Genomic DNA, 13,760 nt, shown 5'->3' on the forward strand with positions numbered 1-13,760 from the left:
CCACGCATCGCGCGTGGATCCGAACCAGCGCGATCAGCGCTTGGAGAACTGCGTGGCGCGGCGTGCCTTGTGCAGACCGACCTTCTTGCGCTCGACTTCGCGCGCGTCGCGGGTCATGAACCCGGCCCTGCGCAGCTCGGTCTTCAAGGTCTCGTCGTACTCGACCAGCGCGCGCGCGATGCCCAGGCGGATCGCACCGGCCTGACCGGTGGTGCCGCCGCCGGTCGCGGTGACGACGACGTCGAAGGTCTCGGTGTTCTGGGTCAGCTCGAGCGGCTGACGCACGATCATGCGCGCAGTCTCGCGGCCGAAGAACTCGTCGAGCGGACGGTCGTTGACGGTGATCTTGCCGCTGCCCTTGCGCAGGAACACGCGGGCGACAGAGGACTTGCGACGGCCGGTGCCGTAATTCTGGGTGATAGCCATGACTTAGAGTTCCAGGGGCTGCGGCTGCTGGGCGGCGTGCGGATGCTCGGCACCCTTGTACACCTTGAGCTTGCGGTACATGGCACGGCCGAGCGTGTTCTTCGGCAGCATGCCCTTGACGGCGATCTCGATCACGCGTTCGGGGTGGCGCTCGAGCGCCTGGCCCAGCGATTCGGTCTTGAGGTTGCCGATGTAGCCCGTGAAACGGTGATAGAGCTTGTCGGTCATCTTCTTGCCGGTCACCGCGATCTTCTCGGCGTTGATCACGACGATGTAGTCGCCGGTATCGACGTGCGGGGTGTAGACGGGCTTGTGCTTGCCGCGCAGGCGGTGGGCGATTTCCGCGCTCAGGCGGCCCAGCGTCTTGCCGGTGGCGTCGACGAGATACCAGTCGCGCTGGACGGTCTCGGACTTGGCGGTGAAAGTCTTCATGACGGGTTGGTACTCGGTCGGTGACTGGTCGGGCTGATTGCGCCGGTGGCCGGCGGAACTTCGCCTCGCGTTGTGTACGGTGCAGTAAAGAGGCGGGATGATAGCGCGGCCGGTCACCGCGCGCAACCAAGCGCGTGGGCCGCGCTGGCATCGTCTGTCCGCACCGCCGACAATGAGCCGCCACCGGACACCTGGAGCCCCGCGATGTCATCGTCCCGAACAAGGTTCGGCCCGCTCGACCAGGTCCTGGTCGAGACCCAGCGCGCGCTGGAGACGGTCTTCGGCAACCCGCCCGCCGCCCGGCCCAATCCGGCCGCCGGCACCCCCGACGTCGTGCTCGACCCGCACGAGCGCCGCCACGCGGCCGGGCTGATGCGCATCAACCATGTCGGTGAAGTCTGCGCCCAGGGCCTGTACTTTGGGCAGGCCGCGGTCGCGCGGGAGCCCGACACCCGTCACCATCTGCTCGAGGCCGCCCAGGAAGAGACCGATCACCTGGCCTGGTGCGCGCAGCGCCTGCACGAACTCGACAGCCGACCGAGCATGTTCAACCCGCTGTGGTACGGCAGCAGCTACGCGCTGGGCGTGCTCGCGGGGCTGCGTGGCGATGGCTGGAACCTCGGCTTCGTGGTCGAGACCGAACGCCAGGTCGAGGCGCATCTGGACGAGCACCTCGAAACGTTGCCGCCGGCCGACGCGCGCAGCCGCGACATCCTGCGCCAGATGAAGGAAGACGAAGCCCGGCACGCCGACCAGGCCGAACTGGCCGGTGCCCGCGTACTGCCCTGGCCGATCCCCTCGCTGATGTCGGCCGCCTCGTCGGTGATGAAAACGGTGGCGTACCGGCTGTAGCGTCAGCGCTGCGACGCGGCAGTCCGCAACGCGCAGGTCTGGGGCGAATCCGATCGCCGCGCCCTCCAGGCGGAAACGGCCCCGCATCATGCGAGGCCGCTGCTTCGAATCACGCGTTGCCGATCGCGGCGTCTGTGTCAGTCGACGAGGTTGCGCCCGTGATAGAGCTCCTCGATCTCGCGCTTGAGGCGCGCCTCGATCTTCATCCGGTCCTTGAATGAAAGGTTGCGCGCCTTCTCCTCGAACAGGTACTGGTCCAGGTCGAAGTCCTTGAGGTGCATCTTCGTGTGGAAGATGTTCTCCTGGTAGACATTCACATCGAGCGCGTCGTAGCGCGACTTGATGTTCTTGGCCAGGTAGTCCTGGATCGAGTTGATCTTGTGGTCGATGTAGTGCTTCTTGCCCTTCACGTCGCGGGTGAAGCCGCGCACGCGGTAGTCCATGACCACGATGTCCGACTCGAGGCTCTCGATCAGGTAGTTGAGCGCCTTGAGCGGCGAGATCACGCCACACGTCGCCACATCGATGTCGGCGCGGAAGGTCGCGATGCCGTTGTCGGGGTGGGTCTCGGGATAGGTGTGGACGGTGATGTGCGACTTGTCCAGGTGCGCGACCACCGCATCGGAGATCACGCCCTTGGCGTCCTTGCGGTCGATCACCGGCTCTTCGGAGATCAGGATCGTCACCGACGCGCCCTGGGGCTCGTAGTCCTGGCGAGCGACGTGAAGGATATTCGCGCCGATGATCTCCGCGACATCGGTCAGGATCTGCGTCAGCCGGTCGGCATTGTAGACCTCGTCGATGTAGGCGATATAGCGCTGGCGCTCGTCCTCGGACGAGGCGTAGCACACGTCGTAGATGTTGAACGACAGGGCCTTGGTCAGGTTGTTGAAACCCTGGAGCTTCAGGCGCGGGAGCGGTTTGACCACAGCGGTCGACCCTCGGGGGTTGGGCGAAACGGCGATTATGCGGCAAACCGGGGCCCACTCGCGACCTCGGCGCAAAGCAGTTTGCCCCCGGCGGGCCGACCGCCTACTCTTCGGCATTCCCCGCTGCGATGCCTCATGCCCCCCGATCCCGTGGCCCTGATCAATTCCCATGTCCGCACGCCGCACCCGATGTCGCCGTCGGCGGCGGCCATCGAACGCTTCCTCGCCCACTGCCACCGCCGGCGCTATCCGCCGCGCAGCGAGGTCTTCCGCCCCGGCGATCCGGCGGGCACGCTGTACTACGTGGTCAGCGGTTCGGTCAGCATCATCACCGAGGAGGACGACGGCCGCGAACTGGTGCTGGGGTACTTCGGGCCGGGCGAGATGGTCGGCGAGATGGGCCTGTTCATCGAATCGGACGTGCGCGAAGTCATCCTGCGCACCCGGACCCAGTGCGAGTTGGCCGAGATCAGCTACGAGCGGCTCTATCAGCTGTTCGAGACCACGCTGGCGGGCGACGCGACCTCGATCATGCATGCGATCGGCGCCCAGCTCTCGCGCCGGCTGCTCGACACCAGCCGCAAGGCCGGCCGGCTGGCGTTCCTGGACGTCACCGATCGCATCGTGCGCACGCTCCACGACCTGACCCGGGAGCCGGACGCGATGAGCCACCCGCAGGGCACCCAGTTGCGGATCTCCCGGCAGGAGTTGGCGCGGCTGGTCGGCTGCTCGCGCGAGATGGCCGGCCGGGTGCTCAAGAAACTCCAGGCCGACGGCAAGCTGACCGCCCGCGGCAAGACCATCGTGCTGTTCGGAACCCGATAGCGGCCATGAGCACCGGACATTTCGCACCTCGGGGCGATCTGCCCGACGCCGATCTGCGCAGCGCGTCGGCCATCGACGCCGATGACGTCGCCGCCCTGCTCTCGGAGCTGGGCTATCCCTGCGGCGTCGACGAAGCGCGCGAGCGCATCCTGGCCGTCACCGCCAATGACCGCCAGGCGCTGGTGGTCGCGCGCAGCGGCGGTCGGGTCTGCGGGCTGGTCGCGCTGGATTTCATGTACTACCTGCCCCTGGGCACCACCACCTGCAGGATCACCGCGCTGGTGGTCACCGATACCGCGAAGGGTCAGGGGCTGGGCCGCCAGCTACTGAAGGAAGCCGAGCGCCGGGCGCGTTTCGCCGGTGCGGCGCGGCTCGAACTGACCAGCGGCTCGCAGCGCGCCGATGCGCACGCGTTCTACCGGGCCTGCGGCTTCTCCGACGGCACCCTGCGCTTCATCAAGCGGCTCGGCGACGCCTGACCCCTGACAGCGCGCCCCTCGGGCGCCGTATGCTGTGGCCGACCATCGCAACGGACCGCACATGACGCTCGGCGACCAATTCCTGTTCTTCGTGCTGGTCGGCCTGGCCGCGCAGCTGATCGACGGCGCGCTGGGCATGGCGTTCGGCCTGGTGTCCTCGTCGGTGCTGCTGAGCATGGGCGTGCCGCCTGCGGCGGTGAGCGCCAGCGTACACACCGCCGAAGTGTTCACCACCGGCGCCTCGGGCGTGTCCCACCTGGCGATGCGCAACGTCGACCGGCGCCTGTTCTTCCGTCTGGCGATCCCGGGCATGGTCGGCGGCGTACTTGGCGCCTATGTGCTGACCCAATTGCCCGGCGACGTGGTCCGCCCGTTCATCTATGCCTACCTGCTGGTGCTCTCGGTGCTGATCCTGCTGCGTGCAGCCGGCCGGATGCTGCCCCGGCGCGAGGTGCAGCGGGTGCCGTTGCTCGGCTTCGTGGCCGGTCTGCTCGACGCCACCGGCGGCGGCGGCTGGGGCCCGGTCGCGACCTCGACCCTGCTCGCGCGCGGCGGCACGGCGCGCACGACGATCGGCACCGTCAACGCCGCCGAGTTCCTGGTCACGCTGTCGATCTCGATCACGTTCTTCCTGACGATCGGTCTGCAGCACCTGGACGTGGTGCTCGGTCTGCTGGTCGGCGGGATGATCGCCGCGCCGCTGGCGGCGCTGTTCGTGCGCCACGTCCGCGAGCGCTGGGTACTGCTGGCGGTGGGCGTGCTGGTGATGGCGATCAGCCTCTACCAGATCGGCCGGTCGCTACTGCCCGGCTGAGCCTGCCGGTGTCCCCGCGCGGTCGCGGCAGCCCCAGTTGAGGATGGGCGTGCCTGCCGGCAACACGCGCCGGAACATCGCCACCGCCCCCGCCTTCGGATTGACCACCACCGGCGTCGCCGCGGCCTTGAGCAGCGGCAGGTCCGCACTCGAATCGGAATAGGCGATGTCGATGTCGCCATAGCCGCGCTCGCGCAGCATGCGCATCTTCTCCTCGGCATGACAGTGGCGTGTGGCCACGACCGCGCCGAGCTTGGGCCCGACCGCGGTGCCGATCACCGGCACGGTCTCGTGGGCGACGAAGGCCAGGATCGCGCGCGCCAGTTCGGGCGGCGCACCGGTCGCCACGACCACGCGATCGCCAGCCTCGCGGTGGCCGTGCAGCACGTCGAGTGCCACCGGCAGCAGCCGCGGGCGGATCTGGTCGGCGTGACGGGCGACGTAGAGATCGATCAGACGATCCAGCGACCCGCGGCTGTTCAGGCCGACGGTGCCGATCCACGCGTAGCCGGAAATGCCGTACCGGCGGGTCGGCAGGCAGGCGATCATCGGCCCGAGCAGCGGCGTGGCCAGCAGTGCCAGCGCCGTGCGCCAGGGGCTGCGGCGGATCAGCCAGCCGAACAGGTGCGTCCCCGAATCGCCGTCGTAGAGGGTGTGGTCGAAATCGAAGACCACGGTGCGCGGCGTGGCGACGGCCGCGGCCTCTGTGCTGGACTCGCCAGCCGCGGCCGCCGGCGCCAACAGCCCCGCCAGCGTCGGCGCGCTGGCCGGCGCAGCCCCGAGCGAGGCCCGGGACGGATCGGTGGCCGCGACAATCACCGGGGTCAGTGGCGCACGCGGCCGATCGGTATCGTCGGGGGCCTGCGGAGGGGGGGCGATGACCTCCGGCGCCGGCAGGGTCGGCGAGAACAAGGCACTGAGCGCCGCCCCCGGGTCGGGCGCGCGCATGAAGGCTTCGCCGACCAGGAAGGCGTCGATGCCCGCGTCGCGCATCCGCGCGACGTCGTCGGACGTATGGATGCCGCTCTCGGTGACCAGACGCCGATCGCGCGGTACCGCGCCCCGCAACGACAGCGTGGTGTCGAGCGAGACCTCGAAGCTGCGCAGGCTGCGGTTGTTGATGCCCAGCAGCGGCGACGGCACCTGGAGTGCGCGTTCGAGCTCGTCGATGTCGTGCACCTCGACCAGCACGTCGAGGTCCATCGACATCGCCAGCCCGGCCAACTCGACCAGTTGGCGGTCATCGAGCGCGGCGACGATCAGCAGGATGCAGTCGGCGCCGAGCGCGCGCGATTCGTGGACCTGCCAGGGGTCGACGATGAAATCCTTGCGCAGCACCGGCAGCGTGCAGGCGTCGCGCGCCTGCACCAGGTAGTCGTCGGCGCCCTGGAAGAAGTCGATGTCGGTCAGCACCGACAGGCAGGCCGCGCCGCCGGCTGCGTAGCTGCGGGCGATGTCGGCCGGGCGAAAGTCCGGCCGGATCACCCCCTTCGACGGGCTGGCCTTCTTGACCTCGGCGATCACCGCCGCATCGCCTGCGGCGATTCTGGCCTCGATCGCCGCGGCAAAGCCGCGGACCGGGCCGGCATCGGCCGCGCGCGCGGCGATCTCCGCCAGCGGGCAGGCGGCGCGGCGAGCGGCGACTTCTTCGTGTTTGCGCGCGACGATGCGCTGCAGGACGTCGTTCAAGATCGTAGAACCGCGGCGGACGGACAGGGCCGCCCAAGATACCGCAGGTGACGCCACCACCGCCCGCCGCCACCCTCGATCAATGCGGACGACCGCCGGTCGCCATGACGAACGCGTCGAGCCGCGCGCGCGCGCCACCGTCGGCGATCGCGTTGCGTGCGCGCACGACACCCTCGGCGATCGAATCGGCTACGCCGGCGACATACAGCGCCGCGCCGGCGTTGAGACAGACGATATCGCGGGCCAGCCCTGGCGTGTCGTCGAGTGCGGCGAGCAGCAGCGTCTTCGATTCGGCGGCGTCGGCGACACGCAGGTTGCGGCTGGCCGCCATCGCGATGCCGAAATCCTCGGGATGGATCTCGTACTCGTGCACCTGCCCGTCGCGCAATTCGCCGACCAGGGTGCCGGCACCCAGCGAGATCTCGTCCATGCCGTCGCGGCCCCAGACCACCAGCGCGCGCTCGGCGCCCAGCTCCCGCAGCACGCGGACCTGGATGCCGACCAGGTCGGGATGGAACACCCCCATCAGGATGTTCGGCGCGCCGGCCGGGTTGGTCAGCGGGCCGAGGATGTTGAAGATCGTGCGCACGCCCATCTCGCGGCGTACCGGGGCGACGACCTGCATGGCCGGGTGGTGCACCGGCGCGAACATGAAGCCGATCCCGGTGCGCGCGATGCAATCGGCGACCGCCTCGGGCTGCAGGTCGATACGCGCGCCCAGCGCCTCGAGCACGTCGGCGCTGCCGGATTTCGACGACACGCTGCGGTTGCCGTGCTTGGCGACCTTGGCCCCGGCCGCGGCGACCACGAACATGCTCGCCGTGGAGATGTTGAACGTGTGCGCGCCGTCGCCGCCGGTGCCGACGATGTCGACCAGTTGCACGCGGTCGTCCTCGGCGACCGGTACCGGAAGCGCGAACTCGCGCATGACCTGCGCCGCCCCCGCGATCTCGTCGACGGTCTCCTTCTTGACTCGCAGGCCGGACAGGATTGCCGCGGTCATCAGCGGCGAAACCTCGCCGCGCATGATCTGGCGCATCAGCTCGACCATTTCGTCGCGGAAGATCTCGCGATGCTCGATCGTGCGTTGCAGGGCTTCGTGGGGGGTGATGGGCATCGCGACGCGGACTCCTGGCACAGGCTGACGTTTCAGATTGTCGCCGATCCGGGTACGGTGCCCCGCAATCGGAGGGCGCGTTGGAATCCGCGCTCTTCCGGCGCCCGCTCAGCGCGCCAGAAAGTTCTTCAGCAGGGCATGGCCGTGTTCGGTGAGGATCGACTCGGGGTGGAACTGCACGCCCTCGACCGGATGCGTGCGATGGCGCAGGCCCATGATTTCTTCCACTGTGCCGTCGTCATGCTCGGTCCAGGCAGTGACCTCCAGGCAATCGGGCAGCGATGCGCGCTCGACGACCAGCGAGTGGTAGCGCGTGGCATCGAAGCCATCGGGCAGTCCGGCGAACACGCCGCGGCCTTCGTGTCGGATCGGCGAGGTCTTGCCGTGCATGATCCGGCCGGCGCGGACCACGCGGCCGCCGTAGGCCTGGCCCAGTGCCTGATGGCCCAGGCACACACCCAGAATCGGCACCGTCGCCCCCAGGCGCTCGATCACCGCCAACGACACGCCCGCTTCGTTCGGCGTGCACGGACCAGGCGAAATCACGATCCGCTCCGGTGCGAGCCGCTCGATCTGCTCGACCGTCAATGCATCGTTGCGCTCAACGCGGACCTCGGCGCCAAGCGCCTGCAGGTACTGCACGAGATTCCAGGTGAAGCTGTCGTAGTTGTCGAGCATCAACAGCATGGGTCAATCCGCGAGCAGGAAGATGGCGTAAAGGTGTTCGGCGATGGTGACGGTGCCGACCGCGAGGCTTTCGGGCGTGATTCGGTTGCCGGTGACCTGGATGCGCTCGAACGCGGCAGCGGGACTCGCCGCAGGCGGCGGAGGTGTGCCGCCGCGTGTCGATGGCCATTGGCCGGCCTGGATGCCGTAAGCGAAGCTCGGGGCCACGTCGGACACGCTGTACAGCGGACCGAGACGCGCGCCGTAGCTCGTCGCCAACAGCGCCGCAGTGTCACGAGTCTGGCGCATGGCCTCGGCCTTCAGTTCACCGCGCAGCGCGGCTTCACCGGAGAACGTCGGCTCGATACCGCCCAACTGCACGTCTTCACCGGCAGGCAGCTTCGCGAGAAACGCGCGCGTAGCCTCCGCGTCGGGAAACGTCACCCGCAACGCGCGCGTCGCGCGGATACCGCGATACACCCGCCTCTGGGATTCGTAGTCGTGCTCGGGCTGCACCGAGAACGTGCTGGCGTCGATCGATTCGGCGATCGCGCCGCCCGACTTCAACGCGGTCAGCAGCGCGCCCAGATGCGTCTGCACACGGTCGCGTGCGACTTCCGGCTGCATGTCCAGCGCACTCAACGTGATCGAAACCGTGAAGCGGTCCGGCACTACGTCGCGTGTCGCATCGCCTTTGACCAGCAGGTGCGGCAGCGACGGCAGCGCATTGACCTGCGCCGTCGCCCACGGCGCGCACAGAGCCAGCAGCAGACCGGCACATCCGCGAACCAAACATCCTTTCATCGTCGTCTCCCTGATCCCTGATCGAAACCGGTATGGCGGCTCACAGCCCCTTCGCCGCTTGCGCCACCGCGCGGAACAGCGCGCGGCCTTTGTTCATCGTCTCGGCCCATTCCATGTCGGGGTCGGAGTCGTACACGATGCCCGCGCCCGCCTGCACGTACAGGCGACCGCCCTGGATCACCGCGGTGCGGATCGCGATCGCGGTATCGGCGTCGCCATGCCAGCCGAGCCAACCGACCGCGCCGGAGTAAACGTTGCGCTTGACCGGCTCGAGACTGCGGATGATCTCCAGTGCGCGGACCTTCGGCGCGCCGCTGACGGTGCCCGCAGGGAACGTCGCACGCAGCACGTCGGCATAGGTCAGCCCGGCCTGCAGCCGCCCGGTGACCTCGCTGACGATGTGCATGACGTGGCTGTAGCGCTCGATCACGAAGCGCTCGCCGACCTCGACCGTGCCCGCGTCGGACACATGGCCGACATCGTTGCGGCCCAGGTCGATCAGCATCAGGTGCTCGGCCCGCTCCTTCGGATCGGCCAGCAGTTCGACCTCGAGCGCTGCGTCCTCCTCCGCGGTCCTGCCCCGCGGCCGTGTGCCGGCGATCGGCCGCACGGTGACCTCGCCGTCCTGCAGCCGCACGAGGATCTCCGGCGACGAGCCGACGACCTGGGTGCCGCCGACATCGAGGAAATACATGTACGGCGATGGATTGAGTGCCCGCAACGCCCGGTAGACATCCACCGGACGCGCCTGGAACGGCACCGACATGCGCTGCGACAGCACGACCTGAAAGGCGTCACCGGCCGCGATGTAGTCCTTGACCCGGGCCACCGCGTCGATGAAGCCCTCGCGGGTGAAGCCGGACACGAAGTCCGACTCGTCCAGCGCCGCCGGCTGCAGCGTCTCCGGGTAGCCGGCCCCGCCCTGGCGCAGCCGGTGACTCAACGCATCGAGCCGGCGATTGGCGCGCGCCCAGGCCTGCGGCTCGCGCGGATCGGCATGCACGATCAGATACAGCCGGCCCTTGAGGTTATCGAACACCGCGACCTCGGTGCTGAGCATCAGCAGGATGTCCGGCGTGCCCAGTTCGTCGCGCACATCCGTCCTCGCCGCATCGCGCAGGCGCGGCTCGATGTACTCGATGCATTCGAATCCGAACCAGCCGACCAGGCCGCCGGCAAAGCCCGGTAGGCCCTCGACTCGCGGAACCGAGTGCTCGGCGCGCAGGCGCTCGACCTCGGCGAACGGATCTGCGACCTCGCGCGTCTCGATGGTCTCGCCGTGCTCGCTGATCGTCAGCCTGTGGCCATGGAAGGCGTACACCCGGGCAGCCGGCAGGCCGATGATCGAATGGCGGCCGAAGCGTTCACCGCCCTCCACCGATTCGAACAGGTAGGTGTGCGGACCGTCGGCGAGTTTGAGGTAGACCGAAAGCGGAGTGTCGAGATCGGACAGCACCTCGCGCACCACGGGGATGCGGGTGTGGCCGTCAGTGGCGTAGCGCTGGAAGTCGTGTTGCGAGATCACGCGGCATTTCCTTGCAAAGCAGGCAGGCAGGGGCGAGTGCAGCCGAAGGCCACCATCGCCAGCTGGAGCCGGCGGAACGGAAATGCAGGGGCGAAGGCGCGCGCATGGCGGCTACTTTAGCGGCTCACCGGCGATTGCGCGACCGTCCGGCGAGATCGCGACGACGATGGCGGCACGTCCGCGGTGCGCAGCGACAACCACCGTGCTGGAGGCGGCCAGCGAGCAGCTGGGGGCGTGGGACGTCCTGGTCGAACGGCCCACAGTGCCGCCCCGTGCAAGCGGTCAGCGCGCGGCGGCGGGCGTCTTCGACAGCAACGCGCAATCGGCCGGAAGATGCATCCGCAGGCGCGCGGGAACGCACTGGATATCGAAGCGAGCGGCCTGAACCGGCTCGCCATCGAGGTTCAACGCCATCGGCGCGTCGGCCTCGACGACCAGTCGAGGAAGCCGGCGACGCACCGCGACCTGGTCGAGCGCGGCGACCTTGCCCTCGACCAGCGCGGTGCGCAAGGCCGCGACGACCTCGCCTTCGAACTCGGGCACGATCGTCAGATCGATCATGCCGTCGTCGATCCAGGCATCGGGACACAGCGCCTGCCCGCCACCAGCCTGACGGCCATTGCCGATGCCCAGTGCGACCAGCCCGCCGTCCCAGGCGAACTCGGGGCCGCGGACCCGCGCCTGGATCGGCTCGATCCGCCCCAGCCGCGACAGTCCGGTCACGAAGTAGGCCAGTCCGCCGAGTACACGCTTGAGGGCGTCGCGCGTGTCGACCGTCACCTGCGTGCCGAAGCCTCCCGAGGCCAGATTCGCGCACCACAGCACGGCGTCGTCGGCCGCAACCCGGAGCACGTCGACCGGACGCGGCGCCAGTTCGGCGACCAGGGAGAGGGCGTCGTGCGGGTCGATCGGAAGTTGCGCTGCGGTCGCGAAGTCGTTGGCGGTGCCCAGCGGCAGCACCCCCAGCGACGGCAGCGCGTCGGCCGCTTCCGGGCGCGCGGCGAGCGCGGAGACCACCGCATTGAGCGTGCCATCGCCGCCGCCCACCACCAGCGTCTCCACACCGCTGACCAGCGCTTCGTCGACGAAGCGCGCGGCGTCGCCCGCCTCCCAGGTCACCCGGACGGCCAGCGCGATGCCGCGGGCGCGCATCGCCGCGACCGCCTCGCGCACCGCCTCCACCCCCGCCGATTTGCCGTTGAGGATCAGACACCAGGACGGAGCAGGCATGGGGCACGGGACGAAGGAGAGGTGGCGCAGCGTAGCGGAGTACGCGGGCTGCGCTGTTAAACGTCCCTCACGCTGTTTGTCCGTGCGCCGTCATGACGCTGTCATCGAGCGCCCGGACCATGGGAGGCCATCGCAGGGACGACGGGCGGAGGCAGGATCAGCCTCCAATCTTCCGGAGGGCCGCATCGCAGGATGCGGCCTTCTTCTGTGGTGATGGCGATGGACCCCGCCTACAGCAGTGGCTGCGCGGCGACGATCACGCCATCGGCGTCCGCGGCGAGCCACTCGCCCGCCACAAGGGTCACGCCACCAAAGGTCACCGGCACATCGCGCAGGCCCTGATCCCGGCGATCGGTCTTCAGCGGCACGGTGCTCAGCGCCTTGACGCCGAGATCCATGCCTGCGATCACCGCGCTGTCGCGGATCGCGCCATGCACGATCACGCCGGCCCAGCCATTGGCGACCGCCTGCGCGGCCAGCAGGTCGCCGAGCATCGAGCGGCGGGTCGAACCGCCGCCGTCGATCACCAGCACGCGCCCCTCGCCCGGTTCGGCGACCGCCTCTTTCACCCGCGAGTTGTCTTCCAACGCGCGCACCGTGCTGACGATGCCGGCGAACGCGCGGCGTCCACCGAAAATCCCGCAGAGGGAGATCGAGCACGCGCACCGCGTCGGGGTGCGCATCGCACAGGTCGCAGGTAGAGATCACGTCGTTCACGCGCGCATCGTGGTCGCGCGTGCGATCTCCACGCGCATCGCGTCGACCACAGCGCGGTAGTCGGGCTTGCCGAAAATCGCAGAACCGGCAACGAAGGTGTCGGCGCCGGCCGCCGCGATCTGGCCGATGTTGTCGGGCTTGACGCCGCCGTCGATCTCCAGCCGGATCGCCTTGCCGGTGGCATCGATGCGCTCGCGCACGCGGCGCAGCTTTTCGAGCGTCGAGGGAATGAACGCCTGACCGCCGAAGCCCGGATTGACCGACATCAGCAGCACCATGTCCAGATCCTCGAGCACGTAGTCGAGCACCTCGACCGGCGTCGCCGGATTCAGCACCAGGCCGGCCTGGCAGCCCTCGGCGCGGATCAATTGGATCGTCCGGTGCACATGGCGGCTGGCCTCGGGATGGAAGCTGATCAGCGTCGCGCCGGCGCGGGCGAAGTCCGGCACGATGCGGTCGACCGGCTCGACCATCAGGTGCACATCGATCGGCGCGGTCACGCCGTGCTTGCGCAGCGCCTCGCACACCAGCGGCCCGATGGTCAGGTTCGGCACGTAATGGTTGTCCATCACGTCGAAGTGCACCCAGTCGGCACCGGCAGTCAGTACGGCGTCGACCTCCTCGCCGAGCCGTGCGAAGTTGGCGGACAGGATCGAGGGCGCGATGACGGCGGGCTGCATGGACGGCTCCGGGGGCGGCGGGAGGGGGCGGCGAGCGCCGCAGACCGCCATTCTACGCGGCCGCGCACCCGGCCCCACTGCTTGCCGGGCGCCTGCGTCCGGCTCGAAGGACGCACTGTGGACGGCGCGGCCATCGCGCACCGATGCTGCGTGGGCGCCGCGCGCCTCAGCGCCGGGGGCGCTTGCGGCCGTCGCGGCCGCGGCGCAGCCGGTCGTAGGCGGCATTGAGCTCGGCGGCGCGCGCCTCGGCCTGGGCGCGCAACTCCGGCGCGGCGCCGGCCACGCGGTCGGGGTGATACTGGGAGATCAGCCGACGATAGGCCTGGTCGATCTGGGCCTGGGTCGCATCCGGGGCCAGGCCGAACACCGCATGATCCTTCTGCCGGCGAGGCGCCAGCCAGCCGGCGTCGAACGCATGCCCGATCACCAGCCCGATCACACCGCCCGCCGGGTGGCGCAGCAGCAGCCATCCGGCGATGAAGCCCAGCAGTTTTCCGTACCAGCGTTGCATGGCCGGCAGTGTAGCGGTTCGCCGCCGCCCAGGCGGTCGCGATGCCCCCCCTGCACCGCGACCG

General features: G+C 69.2%; 15 protein-coding genes and 2 pseudogenes. 4 read left to right on the forward strand and 13 right to left on the reverse strand.

Annotated elements, in window-relative coordinates; all coding sequences use genetic code 11:
* Window positions 1–33: 33 nt before the first annotated feature.
* Together rpsI and rplM are read right to left on the reverse strand one after the other, a co-directional pair.
* Window positions 34–426 carry a 30S ribosomal protein S9 gene (rpsI, locus tag ABE505_RS01730; protein ID WP_346441707.1) on the reverse strand — a complete coding sequence of 131 codons (393 nt, stop codon included), beginning with the start codon at window positions 424–426 and terminating at the stop codon, window positions 34–36.
* A gap of 3 nt (window positions 427–429) precedes the next feature.
* A complete protein-coding gene (gene rplM, locus ABE505_RS01735) occupies window positions 430–858 on the reverse strand; it encodes a 50S ribosomal protein L13 (protein WP_183427677.1) in 429 nt (142 codons plus the stop codon).
* 204 nt (window positions 859–1,062) lie between these two features.
* Here rplM and coq7 point away from each other — a divergent pair, with 204 nt between their 5' ends.
* Window positions 1,063–1,710: a 2-polyprenyl-3-methyl-6-methoxy-1,4-benzoquinone monooxygenase gene (gene coq7 / locus ABE505_RS01740; protein ID WP_346441708.1), complete on the forward strand. Its 648-nt coding sequence runs from the start codon at window positions 1,063–1,065 to the stop codon at window positions 1,708–1,710.
* A gap of 137 nt (window positions 1,711–1,847) precedes the next feature.
* Here coq7 and speD read toward each other — a convergent pair whose 3' ends face one another.
* Entirely contained in the window at window positions 1,848–2,639 is a 792-nt protein-coding gene (gene speD, locus ABE505_RS01745) for an adenosylmethionine decarboxylase (protein WP_183427679.1), read from the reverse strand.
* A gap of 189 nt (window positions 2,640–2,828) precedes the next feature.
* Between speD and crp the strand changes: the two genes are divergently transcribed.
* The 3 genes from crp (at window position 2,829) to ABE505_RS01760 (ending at window position 4,757) form a co-directional block, all read left to right on the forward strand.
* Complete coding sequence (crp, locus tag ABE505_RS01750) at window positions 2,829–3,464, forward strand: cAMP-activated global transcriptional regulator CRP (protein ID WP_346441880.1); 636 nt, start codon at window positions 2,829–2,831, stop codon at window positions 3,462–3,464.
* Between the two features lie 5 nt (window positions 3,465–3,469).
* Window positions 3,470–3,943: a GNAT family N-acetyltransferase gene (locus ABE505_RS01755; RefSeq protein WP_346441709.1), complete on the forward strand. Its 474-nt coding sequence runs from the start codon at window positions 3,470–3,472 to the stop codon at window positions 3,941–3,943.
* A gap of 61 nt (window positions 3,944–4,004) precedes the next feature.
* Window positions 4,005–4,757, forward strand: a complete 753-nt coding sequence (locus tag ABE505_RS01760; RefSeq protein WP_346441710.1) for a sulfite exporter TauE/SafE family protein — start codon at window positions 4,005–4,007, stop codon at window positions 4,755–4,757.
* Here ABE505_RS01760 and ABE505_RS01765 read toward each other — a convergent pair.
* The 10 genes and pseudogenes from ABE505_RS01765 to ABE505_RS01810 form a co-directional block, all read right to left on the reverse strand.
* Window positions 4,743–5,432: a haloacid dehalogenase-like hydrolase gene (locus ABE505_RS01765; RefSeq protein ID WP_346441881.1), complete on the reverse strand. Its 690-nt coding sequence runs from the start codon at window positions 5,430–5,432 to the stop codon at window positions 4,743–4,745. The two genes, ABE505_RS01760 and ABE505_RS01765, sit on opposite strands and share 15 nt — an antisense overlap.
* A 252-nt stretch (window positions 5,433–5,684) precedes the next feature.
* Window positions 5,685–6,446: pseudogene (gene trpC, locus ABE505_RS01770) on the reverse strand (indole-3-glycerol phosphate synthase TrpC); the annotation flags it as partial.
* A gap of 79 nt (window positions 6,447–6,525) precedes the next feature.
* Window positions 6,526–7,563, reverse strand: coding sequence for an anthranilate phosphoribosyltransferase (trpD, locus tag ABE505_RS01775; protein WP_346441711.1), 1,038 nt, complete (start codon window positions 7,561–7,563; stop codon window positions 6,526–6,528).
* Between the two features lie 108 nt (window positions 7,564–7,671).
* Window positions 7,672–8,250: an aminodeoxychorismate/anthranilate synthase component II gene (locus ABE505_RS01780; RefSeq protein ID WP_346441712.1), complete on the reverse strand. Its 579-nt coding sequence runs from the start codon at window positions 8,248–8,250 to the stop codon at window positions 7,672–7,674.
* 3 nt (window positions 8,251–8,253) lie between these two features.
* The gene (locus ABE505_RS01785) at window positions 8,254–9,033 is read right to left on the reverse strand and encodes an SIMPL domain-containing protein (RefSeq protein ID WP_346441713.1); all 780 of its coding nucleotides are present in this window, start codon (window positions 9,031–9,033) and stop codon (window positions 8,254–8,256) included.
* A 40-nt stretch (window positions 9,034–9,073) separates the two neighbouring features.
* Complete coding sequence (gene trpE, locus ABE505_RS01790) at window positions 9,074–10,558, reverse strand: anthranilate synthase component I (protein ID WP_346441714.1); 1,485 nt, start codon at window positions 10,556–10,558, stop codon at window positions 9,074–9,076.
* 282 nt (window positions 10,559–10,840) lie between these two features.
* Entirely contained in the window at window positions 10,841–11,788 is a 948-nt protein-coding gene (yegS, locus tag ABE505_RS01795; RefSeq protein WP_346441715.1) for a lipid kinase YegS, read from the reverse strand.
* 230 nt (window positions 11,789–12,018) lie between these two features.
* Window positions 12,019–12,478 (reverse strand): annotated as a pseudogene (gene rraA, locus ABE505_RS01800) (ribonuclease E activity regulator RraA).
* Window positions 12,479–12,501: 23 nt separating this feature from the next.
* Window positions 12,502–13,185 (reverse strand): ribulose-phosphate 3-epimerase, encoded by a 684-nt coding sequence (rpe, locus tag ABE505_RS01805; RefSeq protein WP_346441716.1) that lies wholly within the window; start codon window positions 13,183–13,185, stop codon window positions 12,502–12,504.
* Window positions 13,186–13,351: 166 nt separating this feature from the next.
* A complete protein-coding gene (locus tag ABE505_RS01810) occupies window positions 13,352–13,696 on the reverse strand; it encodes a DnaJ domain-containing protein (RefSeq protein ID WP_346441717.1) in 345 nt (114 codons plus the stop codon).
* Between the last annotated feature and the right edge of the window lie 64 nt (window positions 13,697–13,760).

It is taken from the genome of Luteimonas sp. TWI382, assembly GCF_039674545.1.
Classification (GTDB): Bacteria; Pseudomonadota; Gammaproteobacteria; order Xanthomonadales; family Xanthomonadaceae; genus Luteimonas.

Coding starts and splice junctions, on each gene's coding strand:
- rpsI (WP_346441707.1), bottom strand. CDS start 426: ATGGCTATCACCCAGAATTACGGCACCGGCCGTCGCAAGTCCTCTGTC.
- rplM (WP_183427677.1), bottom strand. CDS start 858: ATGAAGACTTTCACCGCCAAGTCCGAGACCGTCCAGCGCGACTGGTAT.
- coq7 (WP_346441708.1), top strand. CDS start 1,063: ATGTCATCGTCCCGAACAAGGTTCGGCCCGCTCGACCAGGTCCTGGTC.
- crp (WP_346441880.1), top strand. CDS start 2,829: ATGTCGCCGTCGGCGGCGGCCATCGAACGCTTCCTCGCCCACTGCCAC.
- ABE505_RS01755 (WP_346441709.1), top strand. CDS start 3,470: ATGAGCACCGGACATTTCGCACCTCGGGGCGATCTGCCCGACGCCGAT.
- ABE505_RS01760 (WP_346441710.1), top strand. CDS start 4,005: ATGACGCTCGGCGACCAATTCCTGTTCTTCGTGCTGGTCGGCCTGGCC.
- trpD (WP_346441711.1), bottom strand. CDS start 7,563: ATGCCCATCACCCCCCACGAAGCCCTGCAACGCACGATCGAGCATCGC.
- ABE505_RS01780 (WP_346441712.1), bottom strand. CDS start 8,250: ATGCTGTTGATGCTCGACAACTACGACAGCTTCACCTGGAATCTCGTG.
- ABE505_RS01785 (WP_346441713.1), bottom strand. CDS start 9,033: ATGAAAGGATGTTTGGTTCGCGGATGTGCCGGTCTGCTGCTGGCTCTG.
- yegS (WP_346441715.1), bottom strand. CDS start 11,788: ATGCCTGCTCCGTCCTGGTGTCTGATCCTCAACGGCAAATCGGCGGGG.
- rpe (WP_346441716.1), bottom strand. CDS start 13,185: ATGCAGCCCGCCGTCATCGCGCCCTCGATCCTGTCCGCCAACTTCGCA.
- ABE505_RS01810 (WP_346441717.1), bottom strand. CDS start 13,696: ATGCAACGCTGGTACGGAAAACTGCTGGGCTTCATCGCCGGATGGCTG.